The organism is Bradyrhizobium commune, from assembly GCF_015624505.1.
Taxonomy (GTDB): domain Bacteria; phylum Pseudomonadota; class Alphaproteobacteria; order Rhizobiales; family Xanthobacteraceae; genus Bradyrhizobium; species Bradyrhizobium commune.
The window spans coordinates 6,614,212-6,636,730 of the sequence record NZ_CP061379.1; the positions used below are offsets into that span (position 1 = coordinate 6,614,212).

Annotated in this window: 10 protein-coding genes and 1 pseudogene; 4 read left to right on the forward strand and 7 right to left on the reverse strand. The window is 62.5% G+C overall.

All coding sequences use genetic code 11. The features are described from left to right. Window positions 1–246 precede the first annotated feature (246 nt). Window positions 247–585, forward strand: coding sequence for a hypothetical protein (locus IC761_RS31000; RefSeq protein ID WP_195800433.1), 339 nt, complete (start codon window positions 247–249; stop codon window positions 583–585). A 40-nt stretch (window positions 586–625) separates the two neighbouring features. Here IC761_RS31000 and IC761_RS31005 read toward each other — a convergent pair whose 3' ends face one another. Both IC761_RS31005 and IC761_RS31010 read right to left on the reverse strand, forming a co-directional pair. Continuing rightward, entirely contained in the window at window positions 626–2,761 is a 2,136-nt protein-coding gene (locus IC761_RS31005; RefSeq protein ID WP_195800434.1) for a ParB/RepB/Spo0J family partition protein, read from the reverse strand. A 128-nt stretch (window positions 2,762–2,889) separates the two neighbouring features. After that, on the reverse strand, window positions 2,890–3,840 hold the full coding sequence (locus IC761_RS31010) for an ArdC family protein (protein ID WP_195800435.1): 951 nt from the start codon (window positions 3,838–3,840) through the stop codon (window positions 2,890–2,892). 643 nt (window positions 3,841–4,483) lie between these two features. Here IC761_RS31010 and IC761_RS36025 point away from each other — a divergent pair. Continuing rightward, window positions 4,484–4,606, forward strand: a pseudogene (locus IC761_RS36025) (SOS response-associated peptidase); the annotation flags it as partial. Window positions 4,607–4,667: 61 nt separating this feature from the next. Here IC761_RS36025 and IC761_RS31015 read toward each other — a convergent pair. The 4 genes from IC761_RS31015 to IC761_RS31030 are packed head-to-tail and all read right to left on the reverse strand — an operon-like array spanning window position 4,668 to window position 13,964. After that, window positions 4,668–8,063, reverse strand: a complete 3,396-nt coding sequence (locus IC761_RS31015) for a TM0106 family RecB-like putative nuclease (protein ID WP_195800436.1) — start codon at window positions 8,061–8,063, stop codon at window positions 4,668–4,670. A 24-nt stretch (window positions 8,064–8,087) separates the two neighbouring features. Beyond that, window positions 8,088–10,361, reverse strand: coding sequence for a DEAD/DEAH box helicase (locus tag IC761_RS31020; protein WP_195800437.1), 2,274 nt, complete (start codon window positions 10,359–10,361; stop codon window positions 8,088–8,090). After that, on the reverse strand, window positions 10,330–11,649 hold the full coding sequence (locus IC761_RS31025) for an ATP-binding protein (protein WP_195800438.1): 1,320 nt from the start codon (window positions 11,647–11,649) through the stop codon (window positions 10,330–10,332). The genes IC761_RS31020 and IC761_RS31025 overlap by 32 nt, the downstream gene beginning before the upstream one ends. Further along, a complete protein-coding gene (locus tag IC761_RS31030) occupies window positions 11,646–13,964 on the reverse strand; it encodes a tellurite resistance TerB family protein (protein ID WP_246791387.1) in 2,319 nt (772 codons plus the stop codon). Before IC761_RS31030 ends, IC761_RS31025 begins: the two co-directional genes overlap by 4 nt. Window positions 13,965–14,527: 563 nt before the next feature. Here IC761_RS31030 and IC761_RS31035 point away from each other — a divergent pair. Next, window positions 14,528–19,285, forward strand: a complete 4,758-nt coding sequence (locus tag IC761_RS31035; RefSeq protein WP_195800440.1) for an AAA domain-containing protein — start codon at window positions 14,528–14,530, stop codon at window positions 19,283–19,285. A 20-nt stretch (window positions 19,286–19,305) separates the two neighbouring features. Beyond that, entirely contained in the window at window positions 19,306–20,769 is a 1,464-nt protein-coding gene (locus tag IC761_RS31040; RefSeq protein ID WP_246791388.1) for a hypothetical protein, read from the forward strand. Window positions 20,770–21,007: 238 nt separating this feature from the next. Here the strand turns inward: IC761_RS31040 and IC761_RS31045 are convergent, their stop codons facing one another. Next, window positions 21,008–22,516 (reverse strand): SAVED domain-containing protein, encoded by a 1,509-nt coding sequence (locus IC761_RS31045; RefSeq protein ID WP_195800442.1) that lies wholly within the window; start codon window positions 22,514–22,516, stop codon window positions 21,008–21,010. Between the last annotated feature and the right edge of the window lie 3 nt (window positions 22,517–22,519).

The following is a 22,519-nucleotide window of genomic DNA, read 5'->3' on the forward strand; positions in this document are numbered from 1 at the left end:
CCCGCCTCTCACTCTGCGCCCGGCGCCTTGAACCGCTATCGCCGGGACATTACGTACGCTGTGTCAGAGTCGCTGCGCGCTTGCGCGGCAAGAACCGCTTATGGCGCGAGCCTCAAGAGCTGAATGGCCTGGTCAACAGGCCGCCGCTGACCTGCCTCCGCGCTTTTGCGCGGGGCGGGTCTCGGCATGCGGTTCACGAGCCCCGACAAGACCATCGAACCGCATCGCACAATGAAGGAGGGTTTGATGGCTCAAATCTTGAAATTTCCTGCCAAGAAGATCGAACCGGTCACCGTTCGCAACGGCAGCAAGCACCGTATCAGCGTCGAGGTGCTCGATGATGTTCGGCCGCGACGCATCCGGTGGAGGGTTCAGTTCGAGATCCAGGAAGCAGCAGGGTTTGCTGCTTTGAAAGGCTTTACCGATAGCGCCGTAGCCTATGGCTATCGACATCGCTTCCAGGTGAGCAGCACGCGGGCGGTACAGCGGTTCGTGGCGGAAACGTCCAGCCTCGTCGCCGCCGGCAAGATCGCGATCTGGATCGACGGCCTGCAGGTGCAGCCTCGGGTGGTTCGCAGCGCATAAAAACTGGCTGGGGCGAGCATCGTCGCCCCAGCCAGTGTTCCTACTCAGCAGCTGTCATGCGCGGCCCGTCCGCTTCATCGGCCGGAGTGTCCTCGTCGTCACCGGCGAGGAATTCCGGCAGCGCCTCACCATTGCCTTCGGGCTCCACGGCGCTGGCGGTCGTCGCCTGGTCGGCGTCGGGCATCCGCAGGGGTTCGGGCAACCAGCCGGTCTCGGCCAGGAGCCGTTCGGCCTCCTTGGCCATGTCGCCCTTTTTCAGATGATCGATGAGCTGGGCGGCGCGCTCGCCGGCCCCCTCCCGTACCGCCTCCAGGATGCGGCGCTTCGGCACGCGGCCGAGATAGTTCTCGACGGTGGGGCGCCAACCGGATTCCACCATGTTGAGGTCAACGGCCCAGGCGATGCGATCGGCCTCAGTGATCCGCTGCTCGACGATGTGCGGGGTGACGCCACCGCCGTAGCGGTCGCCTTTCTCGTAGAGCGCGTTGACGCCGAACGAGGCGCAGTGCGCAAAGAGCGCTGCCTGCTCGTCGCCCGTGAGACTGATGAGCCAGTCCCAGAGGTCGACCTTGTCCTTCGGCAGGCGCTCCTCCCAGGTCTTGTGGCGCGCGTCGATCGCCTTGGCTGCCGGGCTGTCCTTCAGCCCTAGCGCCTGAACAGGGAAGCTGACGTTGCGCACCAATACCTCCATCGCCGCCCCGTAGGAGGAATAGCGGGAGAAGACGTCGAGGCAGAATTTGTGCAGCACCGCTTGGAAGGCGACCGAAGGCGTGGTCGCCAGCTTGTCGCGCAATGCCAAAGTCCGCTCCGCCGTGAGCTCGGTCACCAGGCGATCCGGTAGCGGTTTCACCGCATCATCATCCTCGTCCTCAGGCTCCGTAACCTGCCCGCCGATGGTGATGACGGCGCGCTGGATAGCCGGCGCTGATGGTTCGGCACCGTCGACGGCCGCGGCAGCGGGTTCGACATCGCTGTCCTGCTCTGACTCGGCCACGGGCAGCTCGTCCTCGGGCCGGACGTAGCCGCGATCGACCGACAGCGCGCCTTCGGCGTCGATGCTGACGAACACACCCGCGCGTGCGATGTCGGCAGGCTGATAGGTGATGGGTCGATCATCGAATGCGGCGAGAGCCGTCTCGATTTCGCCAAGCCGCTGGTCAACTTCGTCGGGCAGCTCATCTGCGCCGTCATGCTCGGCTTCGAGCTTGGCATATTCGGCCTTGAGCACCTCGATGGTCGCCTGCTCTTCGGCGGCGAGGCCGCATTGCACGCCGTCCAGCACGCGCAAGCCACGCGTATGGGCGTAGGGGAAGTCGATCGCGACCTCGATCCACTTCCAACCTTCGGCGGCAACTGTCTCGGTCTCGGTCTTGAGCTTCTCTGTGACCAGGCGATCGAGCAACGGCACGTCCTGCAGCCAACCCCCGTCATCGTGTTGGAACAGGTCGCGCAGCACGACGCCGCCAGCTTCCTCGTAGGCATCGAGCCCGATGAATTGGGCCCGGCGATCGGAGGCGCGGACAGTGTATTCCGTGAGCATCCGGCGGATCTGGTACGGCTCGTCGTTTTGCGATCGGCTCACATTATCCCAAACCTGCTCCTGACGCGTAAGGTCGCCGGTGACGGAAAAGGCCATGAGCTGCTCCAGCGTCATGCCGTCGTCAGCGTAGACGTCGTGCAGCTTCGGCGATACGGACGCCAGACGCAGGCGCTGCTTGACGATCGCCGGTGTCACGAAATGCCGTGCCGCGATGTCCTCTTCGCTCATACCGCCATTTCGGAGGATCTGGAACGCGCGGAATTGGTCAAGGGGATGAAGACCGATGCGCTCGTCGTTTTCCGCAAGCGAGTCGTCCTCGGCAATACCGCCGTCCCTGACCACGCAGGGGACAGGCTGCGTCTTCGCCATGCGCTTCTGCTTCACCAAAAGCTCGAGCGCGCGGTAGCGCCGGCCACCGGCGGGTACCTCAAACATACCGGTCTCCGTGCCATCGGTATCGACGACGGCACGGACGCTGAGGCTTTGCAGCAACGTGCGCTGGGCAATGCTCTCCGCTAGTTGCTCGATCGAGATGCCGGACTTTACGCGCCGGACATTGGACTGGCTCAAGACCAGCTTGTTGAAGGGGATGTCTCGGGACGGACTGAGTTTGATCTTCTGAACGGCGCTTGCCATGTCGGATTCTCCGCGACGGGCGGCCGAAAGACTCTCTCTCGACCTCCAACCCGTCACGAAAACCCCACCCCTCCCCTCACTCTCTGACGCGCCGCCGCGAACGCAAGTTGAAACAGCCGGCGGATGCACTAGGCGGCCTCCTCGTTGCCCTCATCGACGGAGGCGATCGGCCGTTGCGGAAAGCCGAGCAGGAAATCGGCGGCCCTCGATGCCGCGCTCGCCGCGCGCACGACGGCGCGGTTGTCCTCGCGCAACAGCTCCAGCCACGATCCGATGTAGTCGGCGTGACGCACGGTGGGCACGATGCCAAGCGAAGCGCAGACGAACGCACCCGCCATCTCGGCCACCAGTTCCTCGCGTGCGTAGGATTTCGAGCCCATCGAGCCAGTGAGATCCCGACCGAGCCGGGAAGCGGCTCCGCTCCAATGCGAAAGCTCGTGGAAGGCGGTCCGATGCCAGTTGATCGGCTCGAAATACGCCGCCGGCGGCGGAACCTGCACGAAATCGCCGGTCGTATTGTAGTACGCGCGCGCCCCGCCAATGCGGAAGTCGGCACCGGTTGCGGCGATTAGCGCTTCCGCCTGCGGTTCAATCTGATCCGATGGCGGCGGGACAATTGAGCCAGCGACGTCGTCCGGCAAGCCAGCGCACTGGTCGATGTTGAATACGGTAAATCGCTTGAGGAATGGGATCGTACCCGGCTCTTCCCCTGTCGCTGCGGCGAGCTGGCGCTCGCCCTGGGGAACGAACCGATCGGCATAGACGACGGTCGTTCCCCGCTCGCCCTTCCTGACATGGCCGCCGAGCCCGAGGGCCTGACGAAATGTCAGCCAGCTCTGACCAGAGAAACCGCACTCAATAACGGCACCCCACAAAATCAGCACGTTGAGTCCAGAATAGCCGCGCTGCGTGGACGCATTGCGCGGCATGGCGAGCGGCGCCTTGATCGCAGCGGTCCCCCATGGCTGGACCCACGGGACACGGCCGGCCTCCAGTTCGGCGATGATCTTGTCGGTGATTTCGGTGTAAAGGCTTGCCCGTTCGTGACCGGGGCGCGCACGTGATTTCCGGTTAAGCATCGCGGTTCTCCGAGACGGGCGCCGGGAGCCTCTCTCCCAACCCTCAACCCGTCACGGCGAACCCGGTCGGCACTCTCACTCTCAAGGCGCGCGGACGCGGCACCGGAGAACGATGGTTATCTCCGATGAGGGTTCCGAGAACCGCACTCCCGCTTCATGGTCTTTAGTTTTGCGGCCGAATCGCTCCCTGCCTGGCGACGTCGCTGACATGCGATCATGAAGTAAAAGGCGGAGCGCCGAAGCGAAGCGGAGGCAGAGGAAAAGGCACCCGCAGGAGGGTCAGCATAGCGCCGACGCGTAGCGGCGGGACCCGGGACCGAGTGCAGTCGCGAGACCGGTTTAAGAAGGCACCCGGGCTCGGGGCAGTGATAGCGACGCCGGAATGAAATGACGGCGGGACCCGAGAGCGAGTGCCTCCGGCGAGCGACTCATGATCGCGCGAGAGATCGAAGCCGGATGGCCGTGACGCGAAGCGGCACGGTTCACGAGAGCTCGGTCCGCGACCAGCGGACGCGCCCAACGCACCTAGCCTCAACGAAAATGGCGCCCCAGCTTTCCTATGTCCCCGGGGATGGATGAGCCCTTTGTCTTAAGCCGATTTCCGCTGCGGTTTGGCCGTCGGCTTCTTCGCCGCAACTTCCTTCTCGAGACCTGGATGACGGCGCCTCCGGACGAAGCTCTCAACCTGCAGCGGCCGCTTCCGGGTGGGTCGCTCCGGATCGTCGCCCGCGGCGTCAAGGAAGATCCGGCCGGGCCGGCCGCGTGACCGGCGAAGACGACGATCAGGGGACGCCCCCGTCCCGCCAGCGCAAGATCATCCACGTCGACTAGAGATTCGCCGCCAGTTCCAGATAACGGCAAAAGGCGTTGGCGAGTTGCATCTGTCGGGGCGTTCTGCATTCCACCTCGAACAGTCGAGGAGATGCCACGACGACGCAGATGCATTTCGCCCGCGATGTAGCCACGTTCAATCGATTAGCACTGTAGAGAAACTCCATTCCCCGGGGAGCGTCCAAGTAGCTGGATGTCGTCATCGAATAGATCACTATGGGGGCTTCGCGTCCTTGGAACTTGTCCACCGTCCCGATGCGGGCGCCGGGAATGCGCTCCTGAAGCTCGAACACCTGCGCGTTGTATGGGGCGATGATCAGGATGTCGTCCAGTTCGACCGATGTCTCGACGCCGTCGCGATTGGTCCAGGTCGTTCCGTTACCTAGAATCTCCGAAACGAGGTCGCGGACGGCGTCCGCTTCCTCTCGCGACGAGCTCTGATTGCCGTCGTGCGCGACAGGTAGATAACGGAGACCGGCGCCGTTAAGCCTACCAATCGACGTGATCTTCTGATTCTCTTGGCCGGGATGGGGATGCAGGCGACCGTCGTAGAACATTTCAGAGTTGAACGAGCAGATCTGCGGATGCAGGCGCCACGTCTCGGGGAGAAAGAGACCTCGGTCGGGGGGCACGGTGGCGTGGGGGCCAAGGATATGGTCGAGAGACGAGACATCGACGCCGTCGGGATGGCTCCCTTTGATCGGCTGTTCGAGTTGTCTCGGATCGCCCAAGAGAACGATGCTTCGCGCGGCCTGCGAAACGGCAAGGACGTTCGCCAGCGACATCTGGGCGGCTTCGTCGATGAAGAGCACATCGACGATCTGCGCCGCATCGGGTCGCGCCCAAAACCAGGCGGTCGCACCGCCGACCTTGCAGTCGGAATCCAGAGCATCGAGGAACGCCGTGTTGTCAGTCGTGAAGCGCAAACCCGGCAGATCGTCCTCCCTCTCGGACGGCTTCTGGATGCATTTGATCGGAAGACCCTGTTCGCGGGCTGTGGAGACGACCTCGTCCAGAAGATTGCGGATGACCTTATGGCTGTTCGCCGTGATCCCGACTTTCTTCCCCTCCTTGGCGAGGGCACAGATCATCCGAGCACCGGTATAGGTCTTTCCTGCCCCCGGGGGTCCCTGTACCGGAAACACGCTGTTGTCGAGATTGAGCGCTATGCGGATCGCCGCCTGCATGGTCGTCTCGCCGTTCACCTGGAATTGCTGCCCCACGAGTCGCGGAGCCGCCGCCATCAATAGATCGCGGGCGGCGCGATGGTCGCCTTCCCCGACCATTCCATGGTCGGCCACATACTCGCCGATCCGCATCAGCGAGTCGGCGAGAACCTGAGTGCCGACGAAGCTGTGTGTGAAGACCGCCTCGGGATGCAACGAGGCCGTGTCTCCGCGCTTCTTGACGTCGATCGTACGCTCTTCGAGCGACATCGCGACGACCCGTCCGAAATCGTCGCCGCCGATGCTGTGCAACTTGTCTCCGACGCGGATGTCGGTGTCCTGCAGCGCGAAGCGATACCGATGGACCGGGACCTTGGCCGTCCCGCCGACTTGCTGCAGGAACGCCAGTTCCGCGATCCCGTCGCGCTCGTGAAGCAGATCCTCGGCGGACAGGTCTCGAAGCCGGAAGAAGTCCCACCAGACGGCTTTGTTCTCGCGCCCATGCCAATCGAGCATAAACGCCAAAAGCCAACGCGCCTGCTGCTCGGAGCTTCGCTCTGCGACGTCGTCCGGCACGCCTTCCGTTAGACGTCCTACAAGCGCGGCGACCTTCTTGTGCCATTCGTCGAGTTCGGCGCTGACCTCCGACGTCCCCGGCGCCGGCCGGTCGACGATCGCCCCGCCGGCGATGACGTCGGCCCGAACCGACTCGAGCCAACGTCGCAAAGCATCCGTCGAGGTGCAGTCGTCCCGGTTGTAGCCCCTGATCGCTTCCTTGTCGCTTTCGGGTATACCGGCCGCGTCCGACAACTCAAGCCGTGCCTGCGTCCGCGCCATCACCGCACCGACGTCGTCGAGCGGAACGGTTCTGACGAAGGAATACAAAGGTTCGAGCTTCTTGATGGAGTAGCTCTCCACGCTGGCTCTAATGGCGTGCCGGACGACGGAATAGAGGTCAACGAAGGTTTCGGCGCGCAGCAGGCTATCGACCTCGTTCTCGCGCGTCGCATATCGGCCCATGAGCCGTTTCATCGCCGCCGGTTCGTAAGGCGCGAAATGGTAAATGTGCAGGTCCGGATAGATTTTGAGTCGATCCATCACGAAATCGACGAAACGCTCGAATGCGATCCTTTCTTCCTGACGGTTGGAAGCCCAGTCGCCGACGTACCGCGGCTGGCCGCCTTCGTCGGAGTAAGTGTATCCGAAGAGGAATTCCAATCCGCCGTCGCCTACGAACGGATCGCCCTCGAAGTCGAAGAATATGTCGCCGTGGGAAGGTTCGGGCAGTCGCGCAAGGCCGAATCCCGCGATCGGCGACAAGGTCTCGTAGAGGACCGAGCCGCTCTCGCGTCCTTCGACCTGGATGCGGGCCTGCTCGCGGACCTTCTCGAAGCTTTTGACGTTTCCTCTTTCTGGTCTCCACTGGAGCGGCAACGGCAGGGCGGCGAGCGCAGCCATCGACTCCACCCCATTCCTCTCCAGTTCGCCCATCTGCGATTTGCTGATTCCGGCGACGAGCGACATGTGATCGTCGGCCCTCCTTCGCTCGTCGCAGTGCCTCCGCCATCGGCATATCCCGCAGTGGTCGATGGGCTCGGGATAGACGGAGCCCAAGAGCGTCCCCGACACTGCTTCCTCCAGGCTGCGGCGGACATGCCGGTAGTAAGCTGCGTAATCGGCGACCCGGTACGTCTCCGGCGTGAAGTTGGTGCCTGGCGTGACGACCAGCGCGGATGTCGGCTCGGCCTGTTGAATTTCGGACAACAGGTCCGAATAGAGCGAGATCTGAAGGATCGTGCTGCCCTTCGTCTGCCGCGCGAGCTTGGTGTCGATGACTTCATATGACCAGGCGCCGAAGCGGCTCGGCGTTTCGACCCTTGTGAGGATGTCCGCGCGGCCGTTCCAGTGCCCCGCCTGCAACGCGCCCTGGACGATGATCGAGTCTCCGCGGGCCATGGCGGCGCTGGTGGCTGCGAGCGAGTTGGCGTCAACGCCTACGCCTTCCACGACCGTCGCGGCTCGACCGTCGGCCTTGAGGTGCTCAACGAATTCACGTTCGTGCAGCGTCCCCCTCTCGGCCAGCACTTCGAGCACCGGATCCCAGATCTTGGGCTTGTCCAGCTCGCCGTCGACGACCTTGAGGTCGAGCGATGTCAGATAGCGGCAGTTCAGATGCCCCACCAGATCGCCGGCACTGAGGTTGAGCGTTCCCGCGACTTTGTACATTTTTCCCCCGCTCTTTGGAGCGCGTCAGTGGAGTCCGCCGTCGCTTCCCGCTCCGTGCGCATGGCACACGGTCCGCGCCATGCCGTTGATGCCGGTTATCGGCCCGCTGTTCTGTCGGGCCCACAAGGCCTTGGCCAGGGGTTGCGGGACCTGCTCCCGGAACTTGCCGGCCGTTACATTCTCGACAAACGCTGCTAGCCCGATGGGATCCACGTCCTCCGCATCTGCCAGGAGCTTCAACTTCGCCGAAGCATCGAATACGTTCGTTTCGGAAAGTGTAAGACCGAGGTCATGGACCTCGCCCGGAATTCCGACCATCGCGGCGGCGGCTCCGAAGACGGCGATCGCCTGGGACCCCCGCCACAGAAAGACGTGAAGATTCCTCTCCTCCTGTACGCAGATCGTCGTCTCAAGACCGAGAGACCGGAACATCTCTCTTCCTTCGGCCAGCAGCGAACGCCCCTTGTCGTCGAGATAGGGTGGCACGTCCGACGCCAGGTAGACCTGCCGCATCTCCGCCGCCAATCGATCGTGGAGGCGCTCTCCATTGGCCCGTTCGAATCGGGGCACAACACCTCCTGGATGCGGCGCCACGAACAGAGTGTTCGTCTTCTCGTCGAGATCCTGTACGATCCAGCGTTGGCCGGCGAAGACGACCAGGCTGTCCTTATGGACGGGAAATGAAATCGGGAGAGTCCCGAGTGTCCGCCCTCCGACCGTGAGGCGCCATTCGTCGGGCGACTCGAACACGGCGAAGAAATTGCGCGATTGGACGATCCGTTCGCCCTCCTTCCCCAGCATGATGGTGCCGTCGCTCGCTTGCTCCACGAACTTGACCGCCTCCGAAGACAGATGCCGGAGCAGATCGGCGAACTCGGACACCGAGATCGAGGCGAAGGGACCCGGGCCGCACAATAGATCGTACATCGGTCGAGCCCTTATGCCGCCGCGTTCCGCGATTACAGACAGGATCTGGTGGATGAGCGTCGACGCCGTTTCGGGCACCTCGCCGGCCGGCTCGACGAACCGTTCCAGGAGCAGCCGGACGACGGCTACCGACCGTATCGTGTTGGACCGAAGCCTATCCAACATACCGGAGTCCTGATCGATGTTAGGTTCGCGCACATAGACCCGCAGGATCGAAGGGGTGCCGCGCCGGCGCCCCGTGCGTCCGAGCCTCTGCTTCAGCGACGATAGCGATCTGGGCGATCCGATCTGGGCGACGGACTTCATGGATCCAATGTCGACGCCGAGTTCCAACGTCGACGTGCAGATCGCGGTCGTCGGAAGCCTCGCGTCCTTCAAGCGGTCTTCGAGATCCTCGCGCAAGCTCTTCGAGAGGCTGCCGTGATGGGGGAAAAATTCGTTCGGGACCTTCGCTGCTTCGCAACGCCTCCTCAATCTGTCCGCGGCCGACTCGACAGTGCGGCGCGACCCGCCGAAGACAAGATTGTTCGTCCCGCGGAGGGTGGCGAACAGATGATCCGCGATGTCGTCCAGCGCAATCCTTCTCGGCGTTTCTTCCGCACCGGCGGCACCTTCGGCATGATCGGGATCGTCGAGCTCGGGCGGCTCGACGAACCCACGTATCTGAAGCCTGAGCTCCGGCGAATCGGATTTGGCCTCGAGAATCTCAACTGAGTGCGGTACAGCAGGACGCAGCCAGGCGGCGGCCTGCGGAAGATCGCCGATCGTCGCGGACAGTCCGACCCGCCGCGCGGCCTTTTTCGACATCGCGTCGATGCGGCGAAGTAGGCTCGCCACATGAAGTCCCCTCGGCCCCTGGAGGAAGGAATGAAGCTCGTCGATCACGATGAACGCGGCCGTCGACAGCAACCGCGAGGCGTCGGCCGGTCGGCGGGTGAACATGGCTTCGATCGACTCGGGCGTGATCAGGGCGATGCCCTGCGGCTTGGCCAAGGCCCGCTTCTTGTCGGCCTGCGGCGCATCCCCGTGCCATTTCACGACTGGAATGCCCATTTTGTCGCACAATTCGTCCAGGCGCTTGAACTGGTCGTTTATCAGCGCCTTCAAAGGACTGACATAGAGGACGGAAAAGCCCGGTTCCTTGCGCTCCGCCACCTTGGTGAGGATGGGCAGGAAAGCCGCTTCCGTCTTTCCGGCCGCAGTCGTCGCCGCGATCAGGATGTCGCGATCGCCGTCCAGCACCGCATTCACGGTGCGAGCCTGGATCTCCCTCAGTTCGTCCCAACCTTGATCTCTGATCCAGCGACGGATCGTCGGGTGAAGCTTGTCGTAGGCTTCGTCAAGGGTTGAGTCGGAGGCTGGTGAGCTCATCGCCGTCTCCGCTTGCATCGCCGTCCGCCGAAACTTCCGGTGCGTCCGGTGCGATCGGTATGTGATCTAGAAGATCTTCCCAGCGCGCACCCGGATTCTGTTCGAGCACCGACAGCATGTGAACGAACGCTTTCACTGTCGAACGTGGGGTCCTGAAATATGCCTCTCCGATCTTTCGATCGCAGTGTTCCATGAATCCGGTGAGGGCCTCGTCGGGTATCAGATATTTGGATGGGTCACCGCTTGCGAACACCATCCTGATGTTGCCTAGCAGCACCAGCAGATCCTCGGGCGTCAGACTCTGGAGCCGGATGACCGGTCCCGAAAGGTCGACGAGACCGCCGTGCGCGAAGGTATTCTCCGCCAACCGCGATTGAAGCGCTTCGTAACTGAACAAGCCGCGGCGGGTATCGAGCAGAAATTCGGGCGTTCCGCACATGACGAACCCGATGCCGGACGTGGTGCCCTGCAGCGAGTCGTTCACAATGTCCAGGATCTGCTCGTAGTTCTGCTTCCGGGCCTGGGAATTCTGTAGCTTGTAGATATTGGCCATTTCGTCGAACATCACGACCAGACCCGCGTAGCCCGCGACCTTCACGAGGCATGCCAGCGATTTCAGCGAGTCGTAGACGTTTTCGTCGTCGATGATCGTCCGAACTCCGAGATCCTTCTTCGCATCCGTCTTCGTCGAATATTCGCCGCGCAGCCATCGGACGGCGCATTGCTTGAGGGCATCGTTCGATTCCTCGCTGCCCCGCCAGTATGCTTTCAGGACGGTGGCGAAGTCGTATCCGCCGGCGAAACCGGTGATCTGCGCGAGCTTCTCGTCGATGACCTTCTCGATCGGCACGCCCTTGTCGCCGCCTTCCTTAGCGGCGTCGGTCACCAGCCTTTCGATCACGCTCTGTAGCGCGCCGCCTTCGGGCTTGTTCCGCGTGGCCATATTGTTCACGGCTTCGGAATAGAGCGCACGCGCCTGGCCACCGCTCGCGTGGATACGCCTGTTAGGCGACAGATCGGCGTGCATCGTGACGCATTTTCGCTCGAGCGCGATGAGACGCACGATGCTCGCGAAGAACGTCTTTCCCGCTCCGTATTCGCCGATAATGAATCTCACCGCGGCACCGGAGTCCGCTATCCGGTCGATGTCGCGCAGCAGGGCTGCGATCTCTCCGGCGCGCCCTACCTGTATGTGCGCCAAACCCAGGCGAGGCACCACGCCCGCCGACAGAGCCTGAATGATCGTATCGCGTTCCTTGGGCCGGATTGTCTTGACGGATTTGCTCATGCGGCCTTGTCCTTCATCTCGGCGATTTTCCCTCGAAGATGCGGCGTGACGACGACTTCATCGCCGTCTTCGATCAGCGCTTCATCGAAGCGATCGAACGACCAGTCGTTGATCCGTTCGATGGCACCATCCGGCAACAGGCGCATCTCCTTCGCGTGTCGGTCGAATTCGGTCCGCGTCATCGACCCGCGAAGCTCCAGGAGCTCCACCAGTTCGGTGTGCGGCCCGTCGAGTCCGTCCAGAGCGGCCTGTTCGGGAGGAGCTTGTTGCGGCTGGACGACGTCCTCGGCGAAGATATCAGAAAGGAGCGCCGACACCGCCTCCGTGTCCCTGCGCGTTCGCGCCAGTCGCGCGGCATCGATGGAAATTCCCCTTGCGGCGACGGCCGGAGGAATCGGCGACGGCGCTTCCTTCGGTAACGGTACCCCTGCGGCCCGATCCTCGCCGCTGATCGGCACGGGATCGTCGGCCTGCCTTGCGGCGGCGCTATGGAGTCCCGAGTACACGCGCTCCTTCGGCAACCCGAGCGACTTGTGGAGCCTTTCCAGGAATTTCACTTCGCCAGCGTCCACGTTTCCGTTGCCGCCGATCACTGCTATGGCCGCGTCCGCGATGGCCTGGCGCTCGCCTTCGGTGGTTTCGGCGAGCCTGCGCATCACCCTCGCCTGCTTCGGCGGATTGTTGAACGTCGTCACTGCGAAAGCAATCAGCCGCGCCTGCTCGACCCCGGACAGATCGGTGGCGGAGCGGATCCGCGCGATCGTGCGCTGGAGTTCCTCGTACGATGCATCCCCGTCCGCCGCGGCCGCCAGCACCGCGACCTCGACTTGCGCCTTGACGGCCCTGAACGACGCCCGGTCGGGATCGACGGGGCCACCGTTCGGAGCCCTGAACACGAACACCTGCTCATCGGCGCGCGGGACGCTACTTCCGTATCGGCGGTCGGGCTCGATGGCGACCCCGATCGAATCCAACGCGCGGCCTAGTTCGTTGGCGGCCGCGGCCGAAATCTTCCCGTCCGCGGGCACTTCGATGCCCGCCATTTCCAACAGCGCCTGTGCCGTAGTGCTTCCGCGTCCGTGATCGCCCACGACGGCTTCGATCCGGTGCCGGAAATCGACTATCGCGCCCGTGCTCGTGCTTTGCTGCAGATCGGCGGGCAGCAATTTCGCTGCGGCCATCGAATTTCTGGCCGAAGGTTTTCGGCCGACGAAGCGACTGAATGAGTCCAGCTCGTCGGTGCAGTCGATCACCAGCTTCTGCAGTCCGGGCAACGGTTTCGTCACGCGGGCCACATCCACGTGCTGCTCGTGCGGGCCGCGGACCGCCACGTCGAATGCACCGCTCGCCGCCCGATAGCGCAGCGCGATCCGGTCTTTGCCGTTCACCGGAAGGCCTGCGGGATAGATCCGGTCAAACCGCAACCGCCACAACGCGACGAACTCGCCGAAGCAACGGACTGCCGGTGTCCTCAGGTACGTGTCCGGCATCGCAAGAACCCAGCGCAACGCGTCCTCGGCCGACAACGTTGGCGCTTCGGCTAAGCGGTTTCCGAGGTATAGGCGGGTCGGTAAATCCATCTCGGGTCCGCCGCGCCGCTCTGGAGACAGCCCGCTTACTTCGAGGCCTTCGCCTTGGGCTAGTCGGGCGAAGTTGAGGAAACTGCTCGCGTAGCCGTGGAACGAGTTGTTGGCGCCATAGATCGCGAGAAGTCTCTCGACCTCTCGGACGAGCAGGGATGCATCGTCTCCTCCCTCCAGGAACAGACGATGTTCGAGGCCATACAGGAAGATGAAGACCAGCCCGATTCCGTAGGACGGATCCCGCCTGCCGCCAGCCATCCAATCGAGGAAAGCACGACGGGCTCCGGGAGACATGTCCGCGTAGGACGGCCAGTACGGCATCGAGCTGCCCTCGACGTCCGCCGATCCCGAGGCCGGAAGTTTCGGGTTGATGGCGTATTGGCGCGTGGCGCTTTCCGCGAGCGGGAGCCAGCCCCCGTAGTAGAACATTCCGCCGGAAAGCTCGGCCCTACCGAACTTGACGGTTTCACCGCTCCGGATCCACCGTGCTGGGGGCGAACGTTCGACCCGTGCGGAAGGACCTTGGGAAGCGCGGGTCCGCAACCCGGTATCCAGAGGCGGTGGCTTGAGACCGGTCGGATCGGCTCGTTTCGCCGACCTCGCACGGGACACGAAGTACGGAATGGAGATCAGCCCGCAAACGAGGGCTATTGCCCCGATCGCCGCCGCGTTCTCCACCGCGAAGCGGTAGACGGCCGACACCGCGGCGGCCAAAGCGCCGAACAAAATCAACAGGATCGTCCCACCCGACGAATTGCCCCGCCGCCTAGCCATGAAAATCCATAAGATAATACTGCCGGTCCCGGCCCGTCTTATGGGGCGACATTCGCACGACACACAACCGTAAGGAAAGGGTCGGGCCTCGATAATTCGGGCAATCGGACTATCCTTCAGACTATCGCCCGAAGACCATTGTGGAATCCCTTACTGCGGAAGCAATGGAGGGCCCGGCTGCATTGAGCTCTTACTGCACGATGCGCATGCCACGTGCGAGCGGAGCCGAAGCCGGAAGTGCCGTACCGCTCGCGTGCGGCACAAAATCGCACATTGGCGAGAATGAAACGCCGGCGGAGCCGAATCGGCCTATCTCATACGATAAAAGGGGTGGCAACGACGCCGGAGCGGAACTATTGCCGAACGATGCAACCTGAGGGAGCATCACCAATCGGTTAGTGTTCGGTCAACTCTCTGGTTACTGGCGGGCGTCCGAGAGGACACCGCAATGCTGTATTTCAGGCGCCTGGGCGGAAATTCCGCCCTCACCTTTCGCGGTCGCGACATGGGATTGGGACTTCATGGATATCAATTTCTTTCGGCCCCAGGGTCCTCAGCCCACGGAGATGGAGGGACTAGCCGAGATGGGCCGTGTCCTCCCTAGGCCGTGGAAGGGGTTCGCGAATTTCGTTATGCGGCAACGCGGTCGACGTGGTCAAGACCGTGAAATCGACGCCGTCATCGTAGCGTTCGATCGGATCATTCTTGTCGATCTGAAGCATATTCGCGGCCGCATCGAGAACCGCGGCGGCTTCTGGCATCGGGGCGGCGACAACCTTGGTCCTTCGCCGGCGCACAAGATCCGCGAGAACGCGAAGATGCTCGCCTCTCTCATAAAATCCGAAGTCCACAAGATCCCGGGGGTTCCGCCGGTTGAAAGCATCGTCGTTCTCACCCATCCGGATTGCGATCCGAGCGGATTGGATCAGGTCGAGCTCGACAGAACCGTAAAGTTGGCGAACTTCCTGAAGATTTCGCGCGAGCAGAATTTTCAAAACCTGTTCACGACCCATTCGGTGTATGGAGCTTCAAACCCGCTTTGCTCGGGACATTTCGGTGCAACGCTGCAGAAGTTCTTTCAGAACGGAAAGCTGTTCGAACCCCGGAAGACCCGGTTCCACGGCTTCGTACCCGTCGGCGAGCCGGAATTCAGCCACAAGCTCTTCGAAGAATTCGCTTGCCATCAACCCGAAGATCCTAACTACACGGGATTGCTCAGGCTTTGGGACTTCACCGTCGAAAGCGAATTAATCGTAGAAGAAGCGCGGCGCCCCGTAGCCGAGCGCGAGCGGGCCGTGCTTGGGCACATCCGGGTGCAAGACCCCGCTCTCTACGAGAACTACGTGCTCAGATCGATCCATTTCGACGCCGAGTACACCCTTAGATACTCCGAAATCTTCGACAAGCTTCCGGATCTCGAGAGGCTCAACAGATTCCAGGGTGCCCTTAAAGATCTGACCTTCGAGCGAAGGGTCGAATTGTCTCGGCTATTTCTGGACCGGATCGCGAGCCTTCATCGCATCCGCGTCGCCCATCGAGACCTCGATCGGCACTCGGTGTGGATCGACGAGCGCCGAAGCAAGGTCGTCCTATCGGGTTTCGGTGCCGCTCATTTTCCGGAGCGAACGTCGATCGGCGGAACGCGCTCGAAGCTTCAGGCGAGCGGATTCAGAGTACCGGAGGATGTCGGCGAGAGCTCGGCCGGAACACCGTTTCAGCAGGACGTGTTTCTCGCGGGCGCGCTCGTCTGGGGGCTCCTGTCTGGAGAGCGTCTTCAGTCCATGGACCGCGTGCCGGTATGGACGTCCGGGACGATCAAAGGCTCGGATGTCCCCGACGCGTTCAGGAGCTGGTTCGATCGTTGTCTGAAGATCGAGGCGCGAGAACGCTTCGACAACTGCGTCGAAGCCGCAGACGCTTTCGCTGAACTCGTGCGCAAGACGGAGAAGGCCTCCCTCGAGAAGCAATTGGACGCTTATCGACGCGACGTCGATCCGATCTCGGACTACGAGCCGACCGAATGGATCAGCAAGAAGCCATATCGGGTGTATAAGGCGGAACGGGATGGCGAAGCTCTCTTCGTCAAAAGCTGGCCAGAACGCGTCCTGGGTGAGCGCAGGAAGTCCACGGCACGCCTGATCGAGTTCTTCGCCAAGGCCAATGCCTTGAGACGCGTGGACGCGAGTTGGCTACCGAGAACCGACGTTGCGTGTCTCTGCACCGATGGTCTACTGCTGGTGCAGGAGTGGGTAGAGGGCGAGCGCCTTTCCGAATGCAACACCGCGGATTGGACGCCCGAAGCCCTCCGGCGTTTCATCGTGGCGCTTGCCGACGCGGTGGACGAACTCCACAAACTCGATCTGGTCCATGGGGACCTATCGCCGAAAAACATCATCGTTCGCCTCGACGGCGACGTGCCGCGTCCGATCCTCGTCGATGCCGTGGATTTCTCCACCGACGAGGAAGGGAGGCGGACACCGGTGTACTGTCCGCCGGAAGACAATGACCTGCGGATCCGCGACCGCTTTGCGGTCGGACAGATCACCGCGGAACTGGCCGAGGTCTGCAGGGACGAGGAGACAAAGACGCTCTTCGCGCTGGGGGTATCGAAGAGCGCCGAGGGTGCCGCGCCCTGGCTAACGCTCAAGACTCTCAAAGATACGATCGCCATGCGCCGGCGGCGCCCCGCGAACGCGAGGCTCGAACTCGAAGTCGAGATGCAGAGAGTCGGCTTTGAGGGCAGGATGCTGTCGGATAACGGCGTATTCCACGTCATAAAACCGAAGAAGGCTCCGAACTCGATAGAAATTTTCGGATTCGATCAGCGCCTCATCGTCGACTTCGACCCCGCCGACTCGAAGCCCTTCGATGCGGTCGCGAGCAAGATCGGCATGCGGGAAGCCGCTTGGGCTCAGGGGCATCGCATATTCTCGTTCGAGGGATCGGTCACGGTACGACGGTCTCGCGCAACCAGGTTCGCCGGCTTCGACGATCTGCCTGCGCTTATCGCCGCGCACTTGACCGCCGTCTCGGTCTCGAAGGACGCCGTCACCCCCGCAGAGACCGTAGACGCGAAGACCAGCGCGCCGGAGCCCGCGCAGCCGCCGAAGCGTGGTTTTCCCGTCAAGGATTTCTGGCACGGCACAATTCTGGTCGAGGAGGAGATCAGCCCAGAGGTCACCCTCGCCACCGAGCCGCGGTACGACGACGAGGAGCGTACCCTGTATCTCGTCGCCGAAGACAACATTCCGGACGTCGATCCAAGCGACGGGCAGGCGGTCGGCGTCCAATGGAACGGCTACAAGCTCGGCGATCTTGACACCGAGCGAACCCGAGGAACGACCGTTGTTGTCAGGAACGTTCGCAGCGCGCGCGGTCTGCACAAGGGCGACATCCTGAAGATTCCCGACGACCTCATCAGCTTTCAACGCCGCTCTCGCGCCATCTCGCGTATTCTCGACGGGAAGTCGACGATACCCAATCTGATAAGATACTTCGATCCGGAAGGGGATATGACGCCGCAGACCTTCGGACCCGAGGTTCGCGACGAAGACCTGACGCGATACGGTCTCAACCCCGACCAAAACGAGGCATTCAAGCATCTCTGGAAGCACGGGCCGCTGGGGCTGCTTCAAGGACCACCTGGGACCGGCAAGACGACCTTCATCGCCGCCTTCGTCCATTTTGCTCTGACACAATCGAGGCTCAGCAACGTCCTCGTCCTGTCACAATCGCACGAGGCGGTAAACAACGCCGCGGAAAAAATCCTGCATACCGCTTCGAAGCTCGGAGGGGACATCGACCTCCTGCGCGTTGGACAGCACTCGAAGATATCGCCAATGCTGCACAAATTTCATGCCCGCGCGATCCAAGATCGATATCGCGAGCTGTTCCGAGCCGCCGTTAAGGAACGAGTGGTACCGCCGGCGAATCGCCTGGGACTGGACAGAAACTACATTGAAGAGGCCATTGAGGTCGAAAACACGCTTGGATCGCTTCTACGTCAGATCGAATTCTGCGAGCAGGACATCGCGACATCGAACGATCAGGACACTGTGGCAGCGGCGAAAGAGAGGGCAGAAAGACTGAAGGAGGCCTGGACCGACGCCGCAGCGGAGCGTTCCGTGTCGATCGACGGCGACCCACGCGGTGCTCTGGAGGAGGTCCGTGCCGGCATCGCCGAGAGATACGCCGTGCATGATCCAGACGCGCGACGGCGGCTTTTGCGCATTCACGGCCTGGCGATGGAGTGGGGCGCTACGCTCGGAATGCGCGGGAGAAGTCTCGAAGAGCTATTCGCCAGGAGCCGAAATCTCATCAGCGGCACATGCGTCGGAATCGGGCGACAAGGAATCCAGATCGACAAGAACGTGTTCGATCTAGTCATCATCGACGAGGCGGCGCGCTGCACGCCGGGCGAGCTCGCCGTCGGAATGCAGTCGGGCCGACGCGTCCTCCTTGTGGGCGACCACAAGCAGCTTCCGCCGCTGTACGGCCACGAACTGACTGAGGCGCTGGGCGTGCGGCTGAATCTCGCCTCCAAGAAGGATCTACGGCGAAGCGATTTCGAGCGGGCATTTCACTCGACATACGGCTCGGCAGTCGCCCGCACGCTGAAGCGACAATACCGGATGGCCCCGAAGATCGGGAAAATGGTAGCCAAGATTTTTTACCCGGGTCAGGATCTGGCGACGCAGCGCGGAGACCCGCCCGACTACTACCGGCTTCTCCCGCGACCGTTAGACGACGAGATCGTCTGGTTGGATACTGGCTTCTCCAAATCGACGAGGAGGGAGAGCGATTCCGGCAGCAGCTTCGTGAACAGACGGGAAGCGACCGCCATCGTCTCGTGCCTGAAGACGATCGCCGGTTCAACTGAATTCCTCCAATCCGCGAGCGACGACCTCAAGGAGGACGAGCCCCTCATCGGCGTCATCTGCATGTACGCTCCGCAGGTCGGCCTGGTGGAGGAGATGCTTATCACGTCCGGCCTTGCACCCGAATTCAGGAAGCTAGTGAAGGTCGGAACGGTCGACAGCTATCAGGGAAAGGAAAACCGAATCGTCATTCTATCTCTGGTACGGAGCAATCCGGAACGCGACATGGGCTTCATCCGCGCCGCGAACCGCGTGAACGTCGCGGTTTCCCGCGCGATGGAGCGGCTTGTGATCGTCGGATCGGTTCGCATGTTCGACAGAAGTCGGAGTTCGTTCTCGTCTGTCATCCACGAACTGAGAGCCGCAGACCGCATCGTCGCGCTCGGAAAGGAATGGCAATGACGTCAGAGGCGCCCAAGCACGTGGACATCGACGTGGCCACCTTCGCGGTCCGTTGTCAGAAGTTCAGAATCGCCGCGCTCGTCATGAAGAGAACCTCCATACCGCTTGCGACCGAATATGCAACGCGTCTCGTTCATCTTATTCCAGGCATCCGGTTGGACGACATGCTCGCATTCTTCGACTTCGATCCTTCCGAGTCCAAGATCCTTCTTCAGGACGTCTTGAGCACGGGGCTCGTCGAGGAACGCAACGGACAGCTTCATCTGTCGCAGCGGGGCTGGAAATCCCTGTCGCCCGATTCGGACAGACTGGACCTCTTCGAGGTGGAGGAAATCAACACGACGGTCGCCTTCGAGCTTGCCGCGCTCACTCCGGTCGAGGAAAGCTCGCTCAACGCTCGCGAAGCCAAGGTGGTCGAGGAGCTCAAGCTGCCGAACCGCGAGAAGGCCGCCGCCGCCGGCGCCGAAGCCGCGGAGGCATTTGATCTGCACTTTCAAGAGTGGCGCGCTACCCAGGCAAGGCGACGTTGGCTCGACGAGGACACGCGGCTGACGTCGATCGAGGATATCCAGCCGATCGCAGCCGCCACGGCGGTCTTCCAGATACCGGTGCGCTGGCGTCCTGCGGACGAAGCAGGAGTTTCTCCCGACTTCTCCGAACTCTCCAGTCGCGGTCGGCCGGGGTCCAGAAGTCCCCTTATCTCTGCGATCAGCGAGCAAATGAAGTCCGTGGTGGCGCCTTCGGACCACCATCTCGCATTCGAACTTGTGGATCGGATCGACGGAGGAATTCTGCGTCGTGGCGGCGTCAGATCCTCGATCGAGCGCGAGCAATGGATAAGGGCGGCCGCGAGTTCCGACGGACATCAATTGAAAGGGGTAGGCGCCCCGGGACTCCGCCTCGTAGGGTCCGTGGCATCCGACAAGTTACGTTCCGCTTTGCTCGATTGGACTCAATCTACGGCGAACGCGACGTCAACGACCCGGACACCAGTGTTCTGGTTGCCGCCCGCCGTTTCGTCATGGGGACGCAACGTTCCGTTCGTCAACCTCGCTCGGGATCTGTCCATAGCCAATCAAATCGACGACGGAACCGTGCTTCTCGCGCGGGCCGGCAGCACATACGACCGAAAGTCGTGGACCAGACTCTACGCGCAGGCCAACCGACAGCCTGCGCTGTTCGACCGTTGTCTCGCCATTCCTTCTAAGGAGCTTCCCTCGGCCCTTGAGATCATACTGAAGCCAAGCAGCTGGGTGGCAATTCTCATCCACTCGCCCGATTCAACCTCCAACTATCCGCTTCCGTTCGGATACATTACGGCAGACCCGACGATAGTCGGCAGCTACAAGCAGAGCATAGCGGAGCTCGCCGCCAAGGCCGAGGGCACCGCAGCACTTCTTTGGACGAAGGCGGATGAGGATCCTCATCGGGCCCTCACCTCAATCGATGCCGCGCTCGACATCGGCGTCGCCGACCCAGATTGACGAGATCGCGCGCATCGTCCGAGCGCAATCTCGCTCCTTCGCTGCTGAAGACGCCAGGACCGAGGCGCGGTCCCGCGAAATCCGCCCCTGTGGCGGTCTCCAGCCGCAGTGAACTCGAACGCATCTCACTTGTGTTGCTGGAGAAACCAGATGCCGCTTCCCGAAGCGGTCCGCCTCGTGGGTGTCTGGCTATCTTCGCTGCAGAGCGATGAACGAGGCGACGGCACAGGGGTACGCGCTACGGCAGTTCGAGGCCCACGCTGTAGTCGCCGTCGCGCAGGCCATCGAAATCCCACTCATAGATCGAAACGGGTCCGATCGCGGCTTGGCTCTGGCCCAGAAAGAATGCGAAGGCGTTCGGCCCCGCGATGAAGAGATGGACACGGCGCGGCCCACCCTTGGCCGAAGCGCGTATCGCGCCCAGCAAGGACAAAACCATCGCCGCCGCATGGCTGCCGGATCGCACGCTTTGGTAAGACGGGCCGCCCACGGGGGTTGCCGTCATGAGCGCGCCGACGGCGGTAAGATTCTGGACGTAGCGGCGAACCGCCGGCCCCACGTCGTGCGTCAACGAGACGGCGACCGCGAGGTCCACCCCGATGGAGTGGACCGTTTCCTCGACGATTGAGAGCGTCGGCCAGGCCGGATCGAGCGGCTTGTCCGTCGCCGACCAGATGTGCCGCCCGCCCGCCCGCTGCTCGATTTCGATGGCCTTCCCGGACTTGACATTGAGGATCGCGCCGACGCCGAACGCCAGGGAGACGTGCGTGTCCAGGATCAGGCGCAGTTGGTCCTTGTCGCGCGCGGACTGGATCAGAAACCGACTGAGTTCCGGGAAAACGTCTGCCTTCCACCTGGCCTGGTCGCGGATGTAACGGCCGTCGAAGTGCGGAACGAGGTTCACTGACTCTTCGCTGCGCGCCTCGATGTCGTCGATGGGGTGCATGAACGATCGTACGCCAAGCGTCTTGGGCCGCGGCTGCGCCGGCGCGAGGAGCCCCTCGTCTGCGACGAGATCGCGAAACGACGTGGCGTCGAACGTGTTGCGTCCCTGCGCGTGGAGCTTCCCGATCAGGTCGTCGTAGAAGAAGCCGGTCTCGGACGGCGGCACTCGACGCATGCCGACCGCCGCGAAGCGGTCGTTCAGCCGTTCGCGAAGGTCGGCGCCGGACTCCAGGCGCTGCGTGATGGCCAAGGTCCGCGCCACGAGCCGCAGCGCGTCTTGATCGATGCCGAGATGCCCCGACCATGCTTCGCGCACCTTACCCATCATGCTTCTGGGCGTGGTGCCGTCGAATAGCCGATCCAGATCGAGCGCATGAGTGTGCATGCGTATCAGGCGGGACAGCGCGTCGTCCGCCTGCGGCCGCCAGTTCGTCACCAGCCGCAACCGCGCGCCCACGCCGTTCGGCGCGTACTGAAGCTGTGCCGCAAGAGCCCGCTGGAGAAGCGACACGGATTGGGCGTTCGAGAACGCGGGATCGATGAGGTCGAGGTGACCGAATTGCCCAGGCGTAGCGTGCCACTTGCATTGCAGGTGGTCGCGCAGGATTTTGTCCCCGTAGTGGTCCCGCGGGCCCTTGGCGGCCACGTACTCCACCGTCACGTCGTCGAACGCGCGCGGTCCGCTTTCGAAACTCACGCGCGCAACATAGCTTTCCGGGACGAGCAGCAGCGGCGCGCACAGCCAGAACATCCGTGCTTGGAAATCGTCGCCCTGGGTTCGGACCGCTACGGCTTGCGTCATGTT